This is a genomic window from Nocardioides psychrotolerans (assembly GCF_900113685.1).
Classification (GTDB): domain Bacteria; phylum Actinomycetota; class Actinomycetes; order Propionibacteriales; family Nocardioidaceae; genus Nocardioides; species Nocardioides psychrotolerans.
Window position 1 is genome coordinate 149,924 of the sequence record NZ_FOQG01000006.1, and the last position, 18,110, is coordinate 168,033.

At 70.4% G+C, this 18,110-nt stretch carries 14 protein-coding genes and 1 tRNA gene; 6 read left to right on the plus strand and 9 right to left on the minus strand.

Annotated features, from left to right (window positions below):
• The first annotated feature begins 10 nt into the window (after positions 1-10).
• The gene (locus tag BM204_RS09370; RefSeq protein ID WP_218031294.1) at positions 11-1,018 is read left to right on the plus strand and encodes a 1-acyl-sn-glycerol-3-phosphate acyltransferase; all 1,008 of its coding nucleotides are present in this window, start codon (positions 11-13) and stop codon (positions 1,016-1,018) included.
• Positions 1,019-1,077: 59 nt separating this feature from the next.
• Here BM204_RS09370 and BM204_RS09375 read toward each other — a convergent pair whose 3' ends face one another.
• A complete protein-coding gene (locus tag BM204_RS09375) occupies positions 1,078-1,788 on the minus strand; it encodes a DLW-39 family protein (protein ID WP_091112417.1) in 711 nt (236 codons plus the stop codon).
• A gap of 213 nt (positions 1,789-2,001) precedes the next feature.
• On the opposite strand from BM204_RS09375, the gene BM204_RS09380 reads away from it, so the two are divergent.
• Both BM204_RS09380 and BM204_RS09385 read left to right on the plus strand, forming a co-directional pair.
• Complete coding sequence (locus tag BM204_RS09380) at positions 2,002-2,514, plus strand: peptidylprolyl isomerase (protein ID WP_091112420.1); 513 nt, start codon at positions 2,002-2,004, stop codon at positions 2,512-2,514.
• 113 nt (positions 2,515-2,627) lie between these two features.
• On the plus strand, positions 2,628-3,452 hold the full coding sequence (locus BM204_RS09385) for a rhomboid family intramembrane serine protease (RefSeq protein ID WP_170259233.1): 825 nt from the start codon (positions 2,628-2,630) through the stop codon (positions 3,450-3,452).
• A 299-nt stretch (positions 3,453-3,751) separates the two neighbouring features.
• Here the strand turns inward: BM204_RS09385 and BM204_RS09390 are convergent, their stop codons facing one another.
• On the minus strand, positions 3,752-4,213 hold the full coding sequence (locus tag BM204_RS09390) for a cell division protein CrgA (RefSeq protein WP_091112422.1): 462 nt from the start codon (positions 4,211-4,213) through the stop codon (positions 3,752-3,754).
• 66 nt (positions 4,214-4,279) lie between these two features.
• On the opposite strand from BM204_RS09390, the gene BM204_RS09395 reads away from it, so the two are divergent.
• The gene (locus BM204_RS09395; protein WP_091112423.1) at positions 4,280-5,164 is read left to right on the plus strand and encodes a DUF881 domain-containing protein; all 885 of its coding nucleotides are present in this window, start codon (positions 4,280-4,282) and stop codon (positions 5,162-5,164) included.
• 202 nt (positions 5,165-5,366) lie between these two features.
• On the opposite strand, the gene pknB is transcribed toward BM204_RS09395, so the two are convergent.
• From pknB to BM204_RS09430, 7 genes are read right to left on the minus strand one after another with little or no spacing between them, the layout of a single operon-like run.
• Positions 5,367-7,223, minus strand: a complete 1,857-nt coding sequence (gene pknB, locus BM204_RS09400) for a Stk1 family PASTA domain-containing Ser/Thr kinase (RefSeq protein WP_143099704.1) — start codon at positions 7,221-7,223, stop codon at positions 5,367-5,369.
• Positions 7,220-8,812 (minus strand): serine/threonine-protein kinase, encoded by a 1,593-nt coding sequence (locus tag BM204_RS09405; protein WP_091112426.1) that lies wholly within the window; start codon positions 8,810-8,812, stop codon positions 7,220-7,222. The genes pknB and BM204_RS09405 overlap by 4 nt, the downstream gene beginning before the upstream one ends.
• A complete protein-coding gene (locus tag BM204_RS09410; RefSeq protein WP_091112428.1) occupies positions 8,805-10,274 on the minus strand; it encodes a peptidoglycan D,D-transpeptidase FtsI family protein in 1,470 nt (489 codons plus the stop codon). The genes BM204_RS09405 and BM204_RS09410 overlap by 8 nt, the downstream gene beginning before the upstream one ends.
• Entirely contained in the window at positions 10,271-11,659 is a 1,389-nt protein-coding gene (locus BM204_RS09415; RefSeq protein ID WP_091112431.1) for an FtsW/RodA/SpoVE family cell cycle protein, read from the minus strand. Before BM204_RS09415 ends, BM204_RS09410 begins: the two co-directional genes overlap by 4 nt.
• Position 11,660: 1 nt before the next feature.
• Positions 11,661-12,959, minus strand: coding sequence for a PP2C family protein-serine/threonine phosphatase (locus BM204_RS09420; RefSeq protein ID WP_091112434.1), 1,299 nt, complete (start codon positions 12,957-12,959; stop codon positions 11,661-11,663).
• Complete coding sequence (locus tag BM204_RS09425; RefSeq protein ID WP_091112436.1) at positions 12,956-13,438, minus strand: FHA domain-containing protein FhaB/FipA; 483 nt, start codon at positions 13,436-13,438, stop codon at positions 12,956-12,958. Before BM204_RS09425 ends, BM204_RS09420 begins: the two co-directional genes overlap by 4 nt.
• On the minus strand, positions 13,431-14,144 hold the full coding sequence (locus BM204_RS09430) for an FHA domain-containing protein (RefSeq protein ID WP_091112439.1): 714 nt from the start codon (positions 14,142-14,144) through the stop codon (positions 13,431-13,433). Before BM204_RS09430 ends, BM204_RS09425 begins: the two co-directional genes overlap by 8 nt.
• 144 nt (positions 14,145-14,288) lie before the next feature.
• Between BM204_RS09430 and BM204_RS09435 the strand changes: the two genes are divergently transcribed.
• Together BM204_RS09435 and BM204_RS09440 are read left to right on the plus strand one after the other, a co-directional pair.
• A tRNA-Leu gene (locus BM204_RS09435) sits at positions 14,289-14,371 on the plus strand.
• A 359-nt stretch (positions 14,372-14,730) separates the two neighbouring features.
• On the plus strand, positions 14,731-18,090 hold the full coding sequence (locus BM204_RS09440; RefSeq protein WP_091112442.1) for an SBBP repeat-containing protein: 3,360 nt from the start codon (positions 14,731-14,733) through the stop codon (positions 18,088-18,090).
• Positions 18,091-18,110: the final 20 nt, after the last annotated feature.

Here is an 18,110-nt window from a genome sequence, read left to right on the forward strand (position 1 = left end):
GCGTCGGGTCGTGCTGACCCGCGTCGTACGACGGGTGGTCATCGCCCCGGCCGTCGTGCTGCTCGCCGTCCTGATGTGGATCACGCTGCCGCTGTGGCTGCTCGGCGCCGCCGCGCTCTCACCGTTGCTGCCCGGTCGGTGGCGGGCGCTGCGCCTGGCGTGGATCTTCGTCGTCTACCTCACGATGGAGGCGGTCGTCCTCGCCGTGCTGCTGGGGCTGTGGCTGGCGAGCGGCTTCGGTCGCCGGATCCGCAGCCCCTACTACGAGGGCATCCACTACGACCTGGTCCAGGGCGTGATGTGGGTCTTCTTCCGCGAGGCCAAGCGGGTGCTCAAGCTCACGATCCTCACCGACGGACCGAGCCCGGACGCGCACCCGGGAGTCCCCATCCTCGTCGCCTGTCGTCACGCAGGTCCCGGCGACTCCTTCACGCTGATCCACGCCTTGATGCACTGGTATCGCCGCGAGCCCCGCGTCGTCCTCAAGGACACCCTCGCCTGGGACCCCGTCATCGACGTGCTGCTGCGCCGGATCCCGGCGTCGTTCATCTCGCCCGACCCGGCCGAGGGCGACGACCTGGAGAGCAAGATCGCGTTGCTCGCGTCGGGTCTCGACGCGGACGACGCGTTCGTGATCTTCCCCGAGGGCGGCAACTTCACCCCGGAGCGGCGCCAGCGGGCGATCGACAAGCTGCACCGCCTCGGCCTCGACAAGATGGCAGCGCGGGCCGAGGCGATGACCAACGTCCTCGCGCCCAGACCCGGCGGCTTCATCGCCGCGCTCGACGCCGCCCCGGAGGCCGACGTGGTCCTGGTCGCGCACACCGGCCTCGACCACCTGCTCACGGTCGGCGACATCTGGCGCGAGCTGCCGATGGACAAGCGGATCGTCATGCGCTGGTGGCAGGTGTCGCGCGACGAGATCCCCGAGAGCCGCGAGGAGCGCATCGAGTGGCTCTTCGGCTGGTGGGAGCACATCGACGCGTGGATCGAGGATTATGACGGCCACCCGACATGACGCCGACCCGCCACCTGGATAGGTGACGGGTCGAGACGTCGTACGTCGTGCGGGGTGGATCAGGCCTTGGGGTCCTCGATCTCGACGACGTCGGCGGGCTCGTCGGGCGTCGTGACCGGTTGCGGTGCCTCGGCGGCGTCGGCGAAGGCCTCGTCGGGCGACGAGCCCCCGGTGTCATCGGCCCGGGTGGCGCCGGCAGCTGCCGGTGCTGCGGCCTGGGTCGGCGGGGGCGTCGGCACGTAGGACGACTGCCAGTTGTTGCTCTCGGCCTTGCCGCCCTGGAGCTTCTTGGCGACGAACGCGACTCCACCGGCGATCGCGGTGAAGAGCACGAGCTTCTTCAGCTTGGAGCCCTTCTGGGGCTCGGGCTCACCCTTGAGCTGGGCGACCTTGGCGTCGGCCAGCGCCTTGGCGGTCGCGGCCTTCTCGCTCGCGAGGGCGTGGCCGGAGGCGATCAACGGAGCGGCCTTGCTGGTGGCCCGGTCGCGGGCGTCGGCGAGCATGGGGGCTGCCTTCTCCCGGGCCTCGAGGGCCTTGGCTCCGGCGATCGCGACACCGGAGGCGATGACAGGCGTGGCCTTCTCGCGGGCGTCGGCGAGGACGGGGGCGGCCTTGTCCTTGGCGTCGATCAGGGCCGGCACAGCGGTGTCCTGCACGAAGTCTCGTGCGGACTCGTAGGCGGCCTCGACGTGGGGACGGGCGGCGTCGACGTAGTCGCTCGCCTGGCCCCTCGCCTGGTCGAGCAGCGACTTCTTCTTGCGCAGTCCCATTGCGAGCACTCCTTTGTCAGCGGTACACCTACCCAACCACGGGGCTGGCGGGTCGACCACCCCCAGGGTGTCCCGGGCGGCGGCAGGGGCACGCAGACGCGCTGCCCCCGGACCCCCGTACCCAACCGACGAGCCCGTCACACGTCCGACCTTGGCGTGCGTGGGAGGATCGCGGGAGTTCGAATCCTCTCGTAGTCCACGTGAAAGGCAGTCATGGCTGACCAGCAGGCCATCCTCAAGACCAACCGGGGCGACATCACCGTCAACCTGTTCCCGAACCACGCCCCTGCGACCGTCGAGAACTTCGTCGGCCTCGCGACCGGCGAGAAGTCCTACGACTCCGGCAACGGCCGCACGGGCAACTTCTACGACGGCCTCGGCTTCCACCGGGTCATCGGCGGCTTCATGATCCAGGGCGGCTGCCCCCTCGGCACCGGCACCGGTGGCCCGGGCTACACCTTCAAGGACGAGATTCACCCCGAGCTCGTCTTCGACAAGCCCTACCTGCTCGCCATGGCCAACGCCGGCCCGGGCACCAACGGCTCGCAGTTCTTCATCACCCTCGGTGCCACCTCGTGGCTCAACCGCAAGCACACCATCTTCGGCGAGGTGGCCGACCAGGCCGGTCGCGACGTGGTCGACGCCATCGGCACCACCGCCACCGGTCCCGGCGACCGTCCGCTCGACGCCGTCGTGATCACCTCCGTCGAGGTCGTGGGTTCCTGAGCGAGCACCCTGCTCCCGTCCCCGGGGTCCCGGAGTCTGCGTGCTACCGGCACCCCGGGCGGGAGTCCTACGTCCACTGCCAGCGTTGCGACAAGGTCATCTGCCCTGACTGCATGCGCTCGGCCTCCGTGGGCTTCCAGTGCCCCGACTGCGTCGCCGAGGGTGCGAAGACCACGCGCGCCGGCCGCACGGCGTACGGCGGGCTCCGGCCGGCCAACCCCGGCGCCACCACGATCACCCTCATCGGCATCAACGTGTTCGTGTGGGTGCTCGTCGTCGCGACCGGTTGGAAGAGCAGCGCGCTCATCCAACAGCTGGCGCTCAGCCCGCTCGGCACCTGCTTCACCGCCGACGGCTCCGGCTACTTCCCCGGGGCGACCGAGGCGATGTGCCAGACGGCCGCCACGTCCTACGTCCCCGGTGTGGCCGACGGCTCTTACTGGCAGCTGGTCACCAGCATGTTCGCGCATGTCGAGATCTGGCACATCGCGTTCAACATGCTCGCGCTCTACGCCTTCGGCCCCCAGCTCGAGGTAGCGCTCGGCCGCGCGCGCTTCCTCGCGCTCTACCTGCTCTCCGGGCTGTCCGGCTCGGCCTTCGTCTACTGGCTCTCCGACGAGCGCAGCGCCACGCTCGGTGCCTCCGGGGCGATCTTCGGGCTGATGGGCGCCCTGCTCGTGGTCGCCTACAAGGTCGGTGGCAACGTGCAGTCGCTGCTGACCTGGATCGGCATCAATGTCGCCATCACCGTCCTCGGCAGCTCGTTCATCTCCTGGCAGGGCCATCTCGGCGGGTTCGTCGGCGGCGTCGCCATCACCGCCGCGCTGGTCTATGCGCCGCGCGCGCGTCGGACCCAGCTGCAGGTCGCTGCGCTGGTGCTGATCGGGCTGGTCATCGCGGTCGCCATCCTCGCCCGCACGCTCGTCCTCAACGCCTGAGGGTCGGCGCCGCCCCTGCATGAGTACCCCGGATGTCCGGGGACTCCTGCACTTGAGGGGTGTTGCAACGCCCCTCAAGTGAGCGACTCGCCCGACAAGTCCCGCTGCCCGCCGGGTCCGTCGTACGACGGCGGGCCGGTTGTCCACACCTGTGCACTCACCTGTGGACAGAACGACACCGGTGTAACTCATCCACACCTGTGGACTTACCTGTGGATAACTCAGGCTGGTCCCGGGCCGGACGCAACGACGCCCGGCCCCACAGGGGACCGGGCGTCGCGGACGTCAGCGCGGGAGGCTCACTCCCAGCGGGTGGCGAACGTGAAGCCGATCGCCATGAAGCCGATGCCGACGAAGAGGTTCTTCTGGCCGAGGTCGTTGAAGACCCAGAAGCTGGAGGGGTCGTCGCTGATCACGTAGAACGTGCAGATCCACAGCAGGCCGAGGACGAAGCAGCCGAGCATGCCGACCACGACGCCGCGCCCGCGACCCATGGGCGTGGAGGGGTGCGCGGAGATCGCGAGGCCGAGGAAGAACGCGCCGAAGCCGATCAGGTAGTTCCAGTCCAGCAGGTCTGCCATGAACTTCGGGTCGCCGGCCGCGGGCGCCGGGAACGCGAGCGGGTCGACGCGGACCACGGCGTAGTAGTAGACGATCCAGGCGATGCCCAGGACGGCGAGGAGCAACGCGATGACCGTGCGCACGGTGGCGACGGGCTTCTTCGGCTCGGCGAACGGATCCTTGGCCTTGAGCTTGGACACGGTATTGCTCCTCGTAGCAGTGCCACCGTGACGACTCGTCACGGATCGCGGGCTACCTTAGTCGGCATGACGTCCGGATCCCACGCGAGGCCCGCCGGGGCGGCTCCCGAGGACCCGCGGCTCGAAGGCCAGCTCCAGGGTGAGTACGCCGAGCAGCACGCGCGCGCGGACGCCGACGCCGATGTCGTCGGTGGGGGATCGGAGCACCCGCACTCCGCGCGGCTCCGTGCCAAGCGCGGCGTCTGGCGCATCGGGACGCCGCTGGTGGTCCTCCTCAGTGGCTCGTTGTTCACGATCAGCGCCTACAGCTCCGAGGGCACCGACCTGCGTCCGGGCCGCTACACCGACCTCGCATCGCTGGTGCAGAACGAGGCCGACCAGTACGACGACCTCAAGAGCCGCCTCGACGACCTCACCTCCGAGGTCGAGCTGCTTGCCGCCGACGTCGACGACCGTGCGGTCAACAGGTTCCAGAGCCGCATCGAGGAGCTCGAGGACCCGGCCGGCCTGACCCCGCGCCAGGGCCCCGGCGTCTCGGTCACGCTCTCGGACGCTCCCGAGGACGTCATCAACTCCACCGGCCGCGACCTCAACCTGCTCGTGGTCCACCAGCAGGACATCCAGGCAGTGGTCAACGCGATGTGGCGCGGCGGCGCGACCGCGGTGACGATCCAGGGCCAGCGCATCGTCTCCACGACCGGCATCAAGTGCCACGGCAACGCGGTCCTGCTCCAGGGCGTCCCCTACGCCCAGCCCTATGTCATCGAGGCGGTCGGCGACCCCGACGAGCTCGAGGACACCGTGCGCAACGACGCCGACGTGGCCTACTACCTCGCCCGCGCCGAGATCCCAGACATCTCGGTCGGGTGGGACTTCGAGGTCGAGGACGACATCGAGGCGCCGGCCTACGACGGACTGTTGAGCCGCAGCTACGCCGAGCCGCTGCGCTGACCGACCGAGCCGGGACCGCCGCCTGAACTTCCCCCTGCCGCCTCGGGAGACGACCTCACGGGTCGCGACCCTGAGCCCCCACCCGTGGCTCGCGGCCGGTGGGACTTCGTGGGCGAGTCGGTCACATGGGGGGTGATGCTTCGGCCGCCCAGTGCAGGTTTCACCGGTCAGCCGGTGATCCATGCACCGACCGCAGCCCGACCTACCGCTCCGTGTCCCGCACCGACCCGAGGACCCCGGGAGCGACGGACCGGCTGGGGATGTCGGTGGGGATCGGCGGCTCGGTGGTGGGGATGTCGGTGGGAGTGGGCGTGGGCGTGGGCGTCGGGGTCGGCTCGACGAAGGTGGAGACGAAGATGATCACCTGGGCGCCCTGGTCGGCCGTGCGCTCAGCCTCGGGGAACTGGTCGGTCACCGTGCCGGCCGGCTCGGTCGAACCGGCGTCCTCCTTCACCACTGCCGAGAAGCCCGCGGCCCGGATCTTCTCCTCGGCGACGCCCTGCATGTCGCCGATGACGCCAGGGATGCGCTCGGGGCCGTCGGAGTAGAAGACGGTCACGACGCTGTCCACGGGCACCTCGGCGCCCGCGGCAGGCGAGACCTCGAGGACCTGGTTGGTGTCCTCGTCGGCGTCGCGCTCCTCCACGACGACCTTGAGCCCGGCCGCGCGGATCTGCTCGGCCGCCGCGCCGCGCAGCTGGCCGACCACCGACGGCACGACGACCATCGGCATGCCGGAGGAGACCAGCAGGTCGATCGAGGTGCCGGGGTCGACGTACTGGTCGCGGTTGGGGTCCTGGCTGATGACGCGGTTCTCGCGGACCGAGTCGTTGTCCTCATAGCTGATGTCGCCGACGGTCAGGCCGGCGTCACCGATCGCCTGGCGCGCGGCGTCGAGGCTCTCCCCGACGACGCTGGGCACCTGGCTCTGCTCGGGCGGGCTCTCGAACATCGCCGGCAGCACGAAGTAGGCGGCGGCGACGATGAGCCCGAGGATCAGCACGCCGAGCGTCACGAGCAGGCCCGTACGACGGCGCGGGTCGTCGTCGGCGGCCACCGGCATCGGCGGGCGTGGGGCGGTCGCGGCGGGCGCGAGCAACGTCGCCTCGTCGGCACCGGGGGCACCCAGGCCCACGAGGAGCGGCGGGACGACCGGCACGACGCGCGTGGCCTCGGTGCCGGGGGACATGACGGCCTGGATCGGGCGCCCGGAGAGGTAGCGCTCGATGTCGGCGCGCATCTCCGCGGCCGACTGGTAGCGCTCCTCGAGCCGCTTGGCCAGCGACTTCATGACGATGGTGTCGATCTCGGGCGGCAGGTCCGTGTCGTGGTCGGACGGCGGGGCAGCCGGCTCGCGGACGTGCTGGTAGGCCACGGCGACCGGGCTGTCACCGACGAACGGCGGCCGACCGGTGAGCAGCTCGTAGAGCAGGCAGCCGGTGGAGTAGACGTCAGAGCGGGAGTCGACGGTCTCGCCGCGGGCCTGCTCGGGGGAGAGGTATTGCGCGGTGCCCACGACGGCCGCGGTCTGGGTCATCGTCGAGGAGGCGTCGCTGATGGCGCGGGCGATGCCGAAGTCCATGACCTTGACGTCGCCGCTCGGCGTCAGCATCACGTTGCCGGGCTTGATGTCGCGGTGGATGATCCCGGCGCGGTGGCTGTAGTCGAGCGCAGCCAGCACGCCGCTGGTGATCTCCAGCGCCCGCTCGGGCAGGATCTTGCGGTCCTCACGCAGGATGTCGCGCAGGGTGCGGCCGGCGACGTGCTCCATGACGATGTAGGGCTGGGCGACGCCGGAGCCGTCGGTCGACGGCTCCTCGCCGGTGTCGTAGACCGCCACGATCGAGGGGTGGTTGAGCGAGGCCGACGACTGCGCCTCGCGCCGGAAGCGGGCCTGGAACGTGGCGTCGCTGGCGAGGTCGGTGCGCAGCCGCTTGACCGCGACCACCCGGCCGAGCCGCTGGTCGGTGCCCTTGCGGACCTCCGCCATGCCGCCACGGCCGAGCAGCTCGCCGAGCTCGTAGCGGCCGCCGATGAGGACGGGACCTGAGGTGCTCACTGGGTGGTCGCTCCTTCGCTCGTTGAGTCGGTGGGCTGGACGGCAGGGGGGGTGCTGGCCGTGCCGGCCTGCGCCGCGGACGGTGACGACCCGGCGGCGGGAGTGCTCTCAACGGGCGGTGTGGTCTGCGCCGGCGGCGTCGTCTCGGTCGGCACCTCGGTCGGCACCTCGGTCGGCGTCTCGGTCGGCGTCTCGGTCGGCTCCTGCGTGGGTTCCTCGGTCGGTTCCTCGGTGGGCTCTTCGGTCGGCTCCTCCTGGGGCGCGTCGCCCCAGTAGGTGACCTCGACGAGGTCGCCCACGCGCAGCCGGCCCGACGGGTCGACCCCGGCCACCAGCCCCGGCGTCTCGCCGCCACCGTTGTCGAGCTCGATGGTGTCGACCCGCAGACCCCGCTCGGTGAGCTCGTCGACGACGGTGTCGACCGGGCGGTCGACGTAGTCGCTCTCGTCGATGACCACCCGCTCCCCGTTGGACGAGGTCGGGGTCGTCGGCTCCTGGGTGTCGTCGCCCCCGGTGAGCACCGCGAACGCGCCCGCGGCCAGCAGGAGCAGCAGCACCCCGACCAGGATCGCCACCCACGGGGTCCGCCGCCCGGGGGCGGACGCCGGCGGGGGCACGGGGGTCGAGACCGTGGAGGGCCCGGTGTCGACAGGCGGCACGCCGGCCATGACCTGGGTGCTCTGCGTGTCCAGGACCGGCGGCACCGGCGCCGCGACCACCTGGGTCGCGGCGGCGTCGGACGGGTCACGCAGGGCGGCAGCGAAGGCGGCCGCGTCGGGGTAGCGCTCGGCGGGCTCCTTCGCCAGGGCCCGTCGTACGACGGCAGCGAGGTCGGCGGGCACGTCGGCGGGGAGCTCGGGCACCGGCTGCTGGAGGTGGGCCAGCGCGGTGGCGATCGGGGACTCGGCCTCGAAGGGGCGCCGACCGGCCAGGCACTCGAAGGCCACGCAGCCCAGCGAGTAGACGTCGGAGGCGGTCGTCGCGGGGTTGCCGCGGGCCTGCTCGGGGGAGAGGTACTGAGGAGTCCCCATGACCTGGCCGGTCTGGGTGATGCCGACGCCGTCCGCCGCACGGGCGATGCCGAAGTCGGTGATCTTGATCTTCCGGTCGTGCGTCACGAGCAGGTTGGCGGGCTTGATGTCGCGGTGCACGATCCCGGCGGCGTGGGCGACGGCGACCGCGTCGGCCGCCTGCGCGAGCAGGTCGCGCGCCACCTCGGGGTCGAGGGCGCGACCGCCGCTGAGCAGGTCGGAGAGCGGCTCGCCGTCGACGAGCTCCATCACCAGGAAGGGACGCGGCTGCCCGGAGCCGTCGGTCGCGCCGGCCTCGCCGAAGTCATAGACGCCGGCGACCCCGTGGTGGTGCAGCGCGGCCGCGTGGCGGGCCTCGGTCTCGAAGCGGGAGCGGAAGGTCGGGTCGTCGGCGAACTCGTGCTTGAGCAGCTTGACCGCGACCTCACGGCCCAGCGTCGTGTCGGTCGCCCGCCAGACCTCGCCCATGCCGCCGGTGGCGATGCGGGAGTCGAGGCGGTAGCGGCGGCCGTCGTCGGCGAAGCGCTCCGCCTGGACGGGTCCGGTGGAGTCAGTCATTGATGATCGCCTCCATGACAGCCTTCGCGATCGGGCCGCCGAGCTGGCCACCGGCGATCTCGCCGCGGGGGATGTCGGCCGACTCGATCATCACGGCCACGGCGACCTGTGGGTCGTCGGCCGGTGCGAAGGAGACGAACCACGCGTAGGGCGGCACGTCGTCGATGCCGCTCTGGGCTGTGCCGGTCTTGCCGGCGACGCTGATCCCGGGGATCGCGGCCGGGCTGGCGGTGCCGTTGTCGACGGTGGAGACGAGCAGCTGCGTGAGGTCGGCGGCGGTCGAGGAGGAGATCGCCTGGGAGAAGTCGCTGTCCTCGGTCTTCTCGAGCACGTCGTACTCGGCTGACTGGACCTCGTCGACGATGTAGGGCCGCTTGACGATGCCGTTGTTGGCGACCGCGGCGACGACCATCGCCATCTGCAGCGGCGTGGAGCGCACCTCGAACTGGCCGATGCCGGACTGGCCGGTCTCGGGGGGGTTCATGTCCTCGGGGAAGACCGACTCGGCCTGGGGCCGCAGGTCCTCGAGGTAGGTGGCGTTGAAGCCGAACGCCTCGGCCTGCTTGAGCATCGCCTCGGCCCCGAGCTCGTTGGCCAGCGCGGCGAACGTGGTGTTGCACGAATTTTCCATGGCCTGCACGAAGGGGATCCGATCGGTGCCGCAGTCGCGGCCCTCGTTGTCGATCACCCCGCTCTCGCCGGAGGTCTGGGGCAGGCGGTAGGTCGCACCGCCGGGCACCTCGGAGCTGGCGGTGTAGTTGCCGCTCTCGATGGCGGCCGCGGCCGTGACGATCTTGAACGTCGAGCCCGGGGGCAGCGTCTTGGCGATGGCGCGGTTGACCAGCGGCTCGGACTCGTCGGCGTCGAGCCGCTCGTAGGCCGAGGTGACCTCGTCGAGGTCGTGGGAGGCCAGCTTGTTGGGGTCGAACGTCGGCAGCGACACCATCGCGAGGATCTTGCCGGTCGCGGGGTCGAGCGCCACGACGGAGCCCTCGACGTCGCCGGGCAGCGCGTCGAGACCCTCGTAGGCGGCGTCCTGGGCCTCGGGGTCGAGCGTCAGCTGGACGCTGCCGCCCTTGTTGGGGTCGTTGCTCAGCAGGTCGACGAGCTTGGTGACGAACAACCGAGGGTCCTCGCCGGAGAGCACCTCGTTCTGGGTCTGCTCGATGGCGGTCTGGCTGAAGAAGGAGAAGTAGCCGGTGACGGGGGCGTACTTGAACGGGATCGGGTAGGTGCGCTGGAACTCGTAGCGGTCGTCGCTCGGGACGCTCTCGGCGATCGGCTCGCGGCCGACCAGGATCGCGCCCCGCTCGCGGGAGTAGGCCGCCTCGATGACCCGGCGGTTGCGCGGGTCGTTGTCGAGGGAGTCGGCGCGCCAGAACTGCAGGTAGGTGGCGTTGAGCATCAACGCCACGAAGAGCAGCAGGCAGAACATCGAGATCGTGCGGATCGGCTTGTTCACAGCCTGATCACCTGGGTGTTCATCTCGTCAGGCTCCTCGTCCTGCCCGGACAGGTCCGGGATCGGTCGTCGTGCCTGGTCGGAGATGCGCAGCAGCAGCGCGATGATCACCCAGTTGGCGACCAGGGAGGAGCCTCCGTAGGACAGGAAGGGAGTGGTCAGGCCGGTGAGCGGGATCAGCCGGGTGACGCCGCCGATGACCACGAAGACCTGGAGGGCGACGACACTCGCCAGCCCGACGGCGACGAGCTTTCCGAAGCCGTCCCGGGAGATCAGGGCGGCGCGGAGCGCGCGCTCGACGATCAGGCCGTAGATCAGCAGGACCGCGATGACGCCGGTCAGGCCGAGCTCCTCGCCGATGGCGCCCATGATGAAGTCGGACTCGGCATAGCTGATCCGGGTCGGGTCGCCCTCGCCGAAGCCGCGCCCGATCAGCCCGCCCCAGGCCATGCCGAACATGGTCTCGACGATCTGGTCGCTGAAGGGCGGCGTCGGGTTGTTGTAGTACTGGAAGGGGTTGAGCCAGATGTCCACGCGGTCCTGGACGTGGCCGAAGGCGCGCCACGCGAACAGGGCCCCGCTGAGGAACAGCGCCGAGCCGACCACGAGCCACCCGGGACGCTCGGTGGCGACGTAGAGCATCACCAGGAACAGGCCGAAGAACAGCAGGCTGGAGCCGAGGTCCTTCTGGAAGACCAGGATGCCGAGGCTGACCAGCCACATCGCGAGGATCGGCCCGAGGTCACGCCCGCGGGGCAGGTCGACGAAGAGGAAGCGCCGCCCGGCCAGGGCCAGGGCGTCGCGGTGCAGCACCAGGTAGCCGGCGAAGGCGACCACCAGCAGCACCTTGGCGACCTCGCCGGGCTGGAAGCTGAAGGGGCCGACGCCGATCCAGATCTTGGCGCCGTTGATGGTCTTGCCGACGCCGGGCACCAGCGGCAGGAGCAGCAGGAGGATCGCGGTCAGCCCGAAGGTGTAGGTGAAGCGGGTCAGCACCCGGTGGTCGCGCAGGACGACCAGGGCACCGATGAACAGCAGCACCCCGAGGGTCATCCAGGTGAGCTGTTGGCGCGCGAAGGTGGTGCCCTCGGTGAGGTCGAGTCGGTGGATGACCGCCAGCCCGAGCCCGTTGAGCGCGGCGACGAGCGGGAGCAGCACCGGGTCGGCGTAGGGCGCCACGAAACGGACCGCGACGTGGGCGGCGACGACCAGCCCGGCCAGCCAGCCGCCATAGCTGACGATGTCGACCGGGACGCTGCCTTCGACCCCGATGCCGACGGCGGCGTAGGCGCCGACGCCGACCGCGAGCGCGAGGACCAGCAAGAAGAGCTCGGCGCCCCGACGGCGCCGGTGGACGAAGCCCATCAGGGCGGAGGTCTGGGGCATCTCAGCCGGCCTCGTCGGTCGGCGTCATCTCGGTGGCCAGGCTCTGGACCGTCTCCTGGGCCGCGTCGAGGTCGGCGACCTCGATGCCGTCGCGCACGCGCCCGGCGTCGTAGTCGGAGAGCCGCTCGATCTCGACGTCGCTGGTCATGAAGAGGGAGCTGAGCGGGACGCCGGGGAGGTCGGTGTTGATGCCGCGGTAGATGACGACGCTGCCGTCCTGCTCGCCGACGAAGTACTGGTCCTGGGTCCACGACCACGCGGCCGCGACACCGACCCAGACCACGCCCACGAGGATCGCGAGCACCAGGGCCCGCTTGAGCCACTGGAAGCGCGCCGGGGGTCGGGGCGCGTAGCGGGCGGTCTCGGGGTCGACCGGGTCGGCGGGGACCGCGCGGACGCCCTCGGGGATCTCGTCCTCGATCGGGTCGAGCTCGCCGGTGTCGCCGGAGCGGTGGCCGCGGAAGAGGGGGCCCTTGGCGCCACGCGGCGTACGTCGACGCAGCTCGCCCGCCGCGCCCACGAGCAGCGGCTCGAGGCCGGAGATCTCGGGGTCGGCCAGCGCGGCCTCCTCGGTGACGACGTCGGCCACGATGCAGGTGACGTTGTCGGAGCTGCCGGCCTCGAGGCTGGCGCGCACCAGCTCGACGGCGGCGAAGTCGGGGCTGCCTGTGTTGAGGATGTCGGCCAGGCGGCCGTCGTCGAGGACGCCGCAGGCGCCGTCGCTGCAGAGGAAGACCCGGTCGCCGTCGACGAGCTCGATCATGAAGAGGTCGGGCTCCGCCTCGTGCATCCCGTCGAGGGCCTTGAGGATGAGGTTGCGGTGCGGGTGGACCCGCGACTCCTCCTCGGTGATGCGGCCCTCGTCGATGAGCGACTGGACGAAGGTGTGGTCCTTGGTGAGCTGGGAGAGCTCGCCGTCGCGGAAGAGGTAGGCGCGACTGTCGCCGACGTGGCCCAGGCCGATGCGGGAGCCGTCGAAGAGCGCCACCGTCGCGGTGGTGCTGGTGCCGTTGAGGGCGGGGTCGGCGTCGACGAGCCTGCCGATGCGCACGTGGGCCTCGTGCAGCGCGTCGGTGACCCGGTCGAGCAGGCCGGAGCCGGTGTCGTCGGCCGGCGGGTCGTCGAGCTCGCGCAGCTGCTGGATCGCGGTGCTCGAGGCGATGTCGCCGCGCGCCGCACCGCCGACGCCGTCGCAGACGCTCAGCAGCCACGGGCCGGCGTAGCCGGAGTCCTGGTTGTCCTTGCGGACCCGGCCGACGTCGGAGATCGCCGAGTAGTGGAGTCGCAGCGGCGAGCTCACTTGCGCAGCTCCAGGATCGTCTTGCCGATCCTCACCTGGGTGCCGAGGGTGATCGTGGTCGGCTGGGTGATGCGGACGGTGCCGATGTAGGTGCCGTTGGTGGACCCGAGGTCCTCGACGAACCACTGGTCACCGGAGGCTGCGATGCGGGCGTGGCGGGTGGAGACGTAGTCGTCCTCGAGACGGATCGCCGCGTCCGTGCCGCGTCCGATGAGGATCGGGGCGTTCTGGAGGTCCGCGGTCGCGCCCTCGCTGGTGCCGGCGGTCACCACGACCTGGGTCGGTGAGCCGCGACGCTTGGCGGGGGGCTTCTGCCTCGGCTGCTTGCCGGCCTTGGCGTCGCGGCCGGCCGCGCGCGCGGTCTCGGGGACCCGGGCGCCGAACATGTCGGAGCGGATCACCGAGATCGCGGAGAGCACGAAGATCCAGAGGATCGCCAGGTAGGCGACCCGGATGAGGAAGAGGGTCAGCTCAGACATCGGCATCGTCCTTGATCACGCGGACCGTCATCGTCGTGTTGCCCACCTTCACTCGTGAGCCGTTGCGGAGCGTGGCCCTCGGTACCTTGCGGTCGTCGACGAGCATGCCGTTGGTCGAGCCGAGGTCCTGGACCTCCACCATCAGGTCGTCTCCGTGACCGGTGACGAGGAACTCGATGTGGCGCCGGCTGACGCCGGGGTCGTTGATGCGTACGTCGGCCTCGGTGCCGCGACCGACGACCAGCCCGGGCGCGTGCAGGGGGTGCTGCGTGCCATTGACGTCCAGCAGCGCGTGGGCCCGGCGTACCTGGGTGTGGGAGGCGTTGCCCGTGACCTTGGCCTGCGCGGAGCTCCGGATCCGGAAGCGGCCGGTCGTCAGGTCGTCGGCCGGCTCGAAGCCGAGCTTGACCGGGCCGGTGAAGACGTAGCCCTGGGCGTCGGCGTGCTGCTGGAGCTGGTCGAGGAGCTCCTGGGCCATCGCGTCCTCGTAGGTCGCGAGGCGGTCCAGGTCGGTCTGTGCGAGCTCGACGTGGAAGTCGTTGGGCACCAGCCGGCGGTCGCGGGAGAGGATCTGGGCGTTGTTGTCGCACTCGCGCTGGAGCGCGGCGGCGATCTCCACCGGCTGCACCGCGGAGCGGAACGCGCGCGCGAAGGCACCCGAGATCATCTGCTCGAGCCGTTGCTCGAAGCGTTGCAGTCCTCTCACGTCGCCTCCTTCCGCAGACATGCCGACTACCCCGGCACCGAGCCGGGGTCCGACGATCGTATCGGGACGTGGGGTCAGACTGATGCACCCTCCGGCCCGGTTTGGGCCCTGATCGGGAGCTGGGATAGCCTTACCCGGCTACATGCGCGAGTGGCGGAACGGCAGACGCGCTGGCTTCAGGTGCCAGTGTCCGAAAGGGCGTGGGGGTTCAAATCCCCCCTCGCGCACGCATTCCGGGGGAATTCCCCCGGTCCCGAGGCCGGGGCTCCCAGAGATGGGGGTCCCGGCCTCGAGTCGTCTCTCGACGTTCTTGCTCCCAGGGTCACGGCACCCACGGTCCGGCCCCGAGCCTGAGCGGCAACCACCCGACCAGTCCTGGACGTGCAGGCCCTTACCAATCCGACCGCGGAGTCATATGCTGATCGGTCCAACACGGGAAGCATGTCCCCCTAGCGGGCGACTGCTGGCCGAGTCGACTCGGGCGCGACCGTCTTCAGCCTTCGCTTGGAAATGAGCCAGCGAAGTGCCAGTGCATCAGTCTCAGCCGCCGGCCGCGTTGGTGCTCCATTCGCGGCGGCACAAGGGCTTGGCCGTCACCGTCCTTGCCGCGGGTCTCGCGTTCACGGCATTGCAGCCCGGGGTCAGTAGCCGCGACGTCCCGGCACCGGCAGCTCAGGACGGCGCGGTAGCCGCCTACGGGGAGCTTCCCCTGGCCTTCGAACCCAACCTCGGCCAGGTTCCGGACCGCTACGACTTCGTGTCCCGCGGTCGGGGATTCGGCCTGGCGATCGACGCGACCGGTGCGACTCTGTCCCTCGGAACGGACAGTGACCAGGACTTCGTCCGCCTCGCGTTCACTGGCGCGGACACCTCCGCGACCTCGGCGGCCCTGGAGCCTCTCTCTGGCAAGGTCAACTACCTCGTCGGCAACGACGCACGCGCCTGGCACACCGGCATCGCGACTTTCGCCCGCGTCTCGTACGACGACGTCCTCCCGGGAGTAGACGTCACCTACTACGGCACGAACGACGGCACGCTCGAGTACGACTTCGAAGTGGCCCCCCACGCCGATCCGGCGAGCATTCGGTTCGGCTTCCCGGGGGCGGAGGGGGTCGTGATCCAGGACCGGAGTCTCATCATCACCACGGCGCACGGTGCCGTCACGCAGGCGGCACCGGTCATCTACCAGAGGATGGCCGGCCTCCGGGTCCCCGTTGACGGACGCTTCGAACTCAGGGGCGACGAGGTCGGTTTCTCTGTCGGTGCCTACGACCCTCGGCGCCCACTCGTCATCGACCCCACCCTCACTTACTCGACCTACCTCGGTGGTGCGAACGACGAGGAGGGCCACGGGATCGCGGTCGACGATGCGGGGAGCGCCTATGTGACCGGTGTCAGCTACTCCACCAACTTCCCCACGCGTTCCCCGCTCGGGCCCGGATCGGTGGTGCAGGACGCCAACGGTCAGGGTGCCGGCGGAACCTCGGGAGCCGACGTCTTCGTCAGCAAGCTCAACGCCGCCGGCACGGGGCTCGTCTACTCGACGTATCTCGGCGGCTCAGGGGCGGACTCCGGCGCCGGAGTCGTGGTCGACCGCACGGGGCAGGCGCACGTGACCGGCTACACCGACTCACCGAACTTCCCTGTCCAGGCGGCGTTCCAGGGTGCGCTGGCCCCGGGATCCAGCCCGGGCGGGCCCACCCCCACCGACGCTTTCGTCGCCAAGCTGGACGCCAACGGCTCGGCACTCGTCTACTCGACCTACCTCGGGGGCTCGGGGGCCGAGCTGGCGCAGGGGATCGCGCTCGATCGGGCCGGCCGGGTCTACGTGACCGGGTCCACATCGTCCACGGACTTCCCCACCCAGGCTCCGCTGCACGGGTCGAGCGCCGGGTCGTACGACGCCTTCGTCACCAGGCTCGACGCCACGGGCTCCACGCTCGACTACTCGACGTACCTCGGAGGGTCAGGAACCGATCACGCCTACGGGATCGCGGTGGATCCGGTCGGCACCGCGTACGTCACCGGCTACACGTCGTCCTCGAACTTCCCCACCCAGGCCCCGTTCCAGGCGGCCCGTGCCGGGGCCTTCAACGCGTTCGTCACCAAGATCAACGACAAGGGCTCCGGTCTCGTCTACTCGACGTACCTCGGGGGCTCGGGCAGCGATGTCGCCTACGGGGTTGCGGTCGACGCCTCGGGGGCGGCCTACGTGACCGGCCACACAACCTCGACGAACTTCCCCCTGCACGCCGCTCTGCAGGGGTCCAAGGCCGGTTCCATCGACGCGTTTGTCACCAAGCTCCACCCGACGGGCTCGGCCCTCGTCTACTCGACGTACCTCGGGGGCTCGGACGCCGACTACGGCCGGTCGATCGCAGTCGACGCGGCGGGCTCGGCCTTCGTGACCGGAAACACGTTCTCCTCCGGGTTCCCCACGCAGGCGGCGCTCCAGCCGGCCAAGCCGTTCGACGCCTTCGTCACCAGCTTCAATGCGACGGGCTCCGCCCTCGACTTCTCGACCTACCTGGGCGGCTCGGGCAGCGACATCGGCTATGGCATCGCGGTCGACACAGATGACGTCTACGTGACCGGCACGACGTCCTCCACGAACTTCCCCACGGGCGCACCGCTGCAAGCAGCGAACGCCGGGGCGCACGACGCCTTCGTCACCAAGCTCACCCAACCGTCGAGCGCAGCGGCGGACCTGTCCCTGACCAAGACGGACTCACCCGATCCCGTGAACGCCGGCCAGATCCTCACCTACACGATCACCGTCCAGAACGCGGGCGCCGCCACCGCGACCGGGGTCACGATCAGCGACCCGTTGCCGAGCGGTGTCACGTTCGCGTCCGCCTCCGCGGGCTGCACCCACACTTCTGGAACCGTCACGTGCGGCGTCCCCAACCTGGCCCCTGGCGCCTCGTCGCAGGTGGAGATCCGGGTGACCCCGAACCAGGCGGGTGTGGTCTCCAACACCGCCTCCGTGGTGGCGAACGAAGCCGACCCCTTCCTGACCGACAACCAGGACACCGAGCGGACCACGGTCCAGCCTCCGCTGCCCCCCTGTGACGGCACCGCGGCAGCTGCGGTGGTGACCATCCAGGTGGCGAACCCGAACCAGACGACCTACGGGACAGCTGGAGTCGACGTCATCCGCGGCACCCAGGGGAACGACACCATCGTCGGTCTGGAAGGCAACGACATCATCTGCGGTCTCGCCGGCAACGACACCATCATGGGAGGCGACGGCGCCGACCGCCTCTACGGCGACAGCGTCTACGGAGGGACCGGCGAGGACCGGGTGTCTGGAGGAGCAGGACCCGACCGCATCTACGGAAACCTCGGCGCCGACCTGCTCTTGGGCGACCAGGGAGCCGACAAGGTCTTCGGCAACGAGGGAGCCGACAAGGCCTACGGAGGCACCGGCGACGACGAGCTCTCCGGCTTCGACGCCGACGACCAGCTCATCGGAGGCCCTGGTCATGACGAGCTCTCCGGCGGCAGCGGGAAGGACTTCATGAACGGCGGTGACGGCAACGACAAGCTCTACGGAAACCCCGGCGACGACAAGCTCTTCGGCGGTGTCGGCAGCGACAAGCTCTACGGCGAGAGCTACTACCCCAACGGCACCGGCAACGACCTCCTCAACGGTGGTGCCGGGAACGACCGGATCTACGGGGCACCCGGCAACGACACCCTCTTCGGCCACGCGGGGGGCGACGTGCTCCAGGGGGGCGACGGCAACGACCGGGCGTACGGCGGCGGGGACGGGGACCTCCTCTACGGAGGGGCGAGTAGTGACGACCTGTTCGGAGAAGCCGGCAACGATCGCCTCTACGGGGAGGACGGCAGCGACAGGCTCGACGGCGGACCCGACGGCGACCTGTGTGCCGGAGGTGCAGGCGTCGACACCGGCAGTCTCTGCGAACCCTTCACCCAGTAGGTCCGCTGGGTCGGCGGTCG

What these genes read in the sequence shown, in the direction of transcription:
- BM204_RS09405 (WP_091112426.1), bottom strand. Translation starts at nt 8,812, where the DNA reads ATGACTGACTCCACCGGACCCGTCCAGGCGGAGCGCTTCGCCGACGAC.
- BM204_RS09375 (WP_091112417.1), bottom strand. Translation starts at nt 1,788, where the DNA reads ATGGGACTGCGCAAGAAGAAGTCGCTGCTCGACCAGGCGAGGGGCCAG.
- BM204_RS09425 (WP_091112436.1), bottom strand. Translation starts at nt 13,438, where the DNA reads ATGTCTGAGCTGACCCTCTTCCTCATCCGGGTCGCCTACCTGGCGATC.
- BM204_RS09395 (WP_091112423.1), top strand. Translation starts at nt 4,280, where the DNA reads ATGACGTCCGGATCCCACGCGAGGCCCGCCGGGGCGGCTCCCGAGGAC.
- BM204_RS09415 (WP_091112431.1), bottom strand. Translation starts at nt 11,659, where the DNA reads ATGCCCCAGACCTCCGCCCTGATGGGCTTCGTCCACCGGCGCCGTCGG.
- BM204_RS09385 (WP_170259233.1), top strand. Translation starts at nt 2,628, where the DNA reads ATGCGCTCGGCCTCCGTGGGCTTCCAGTGCCCCGACTGCGTCGCCGAG.
- BM204_RS09380 (WP_091112420.1), top strand. Translation starts at nt 2,002, where the DNA reads ATGGCTGACCAGCAGGCCATCCTCAAGACCAACCGGGGCGACATCACC.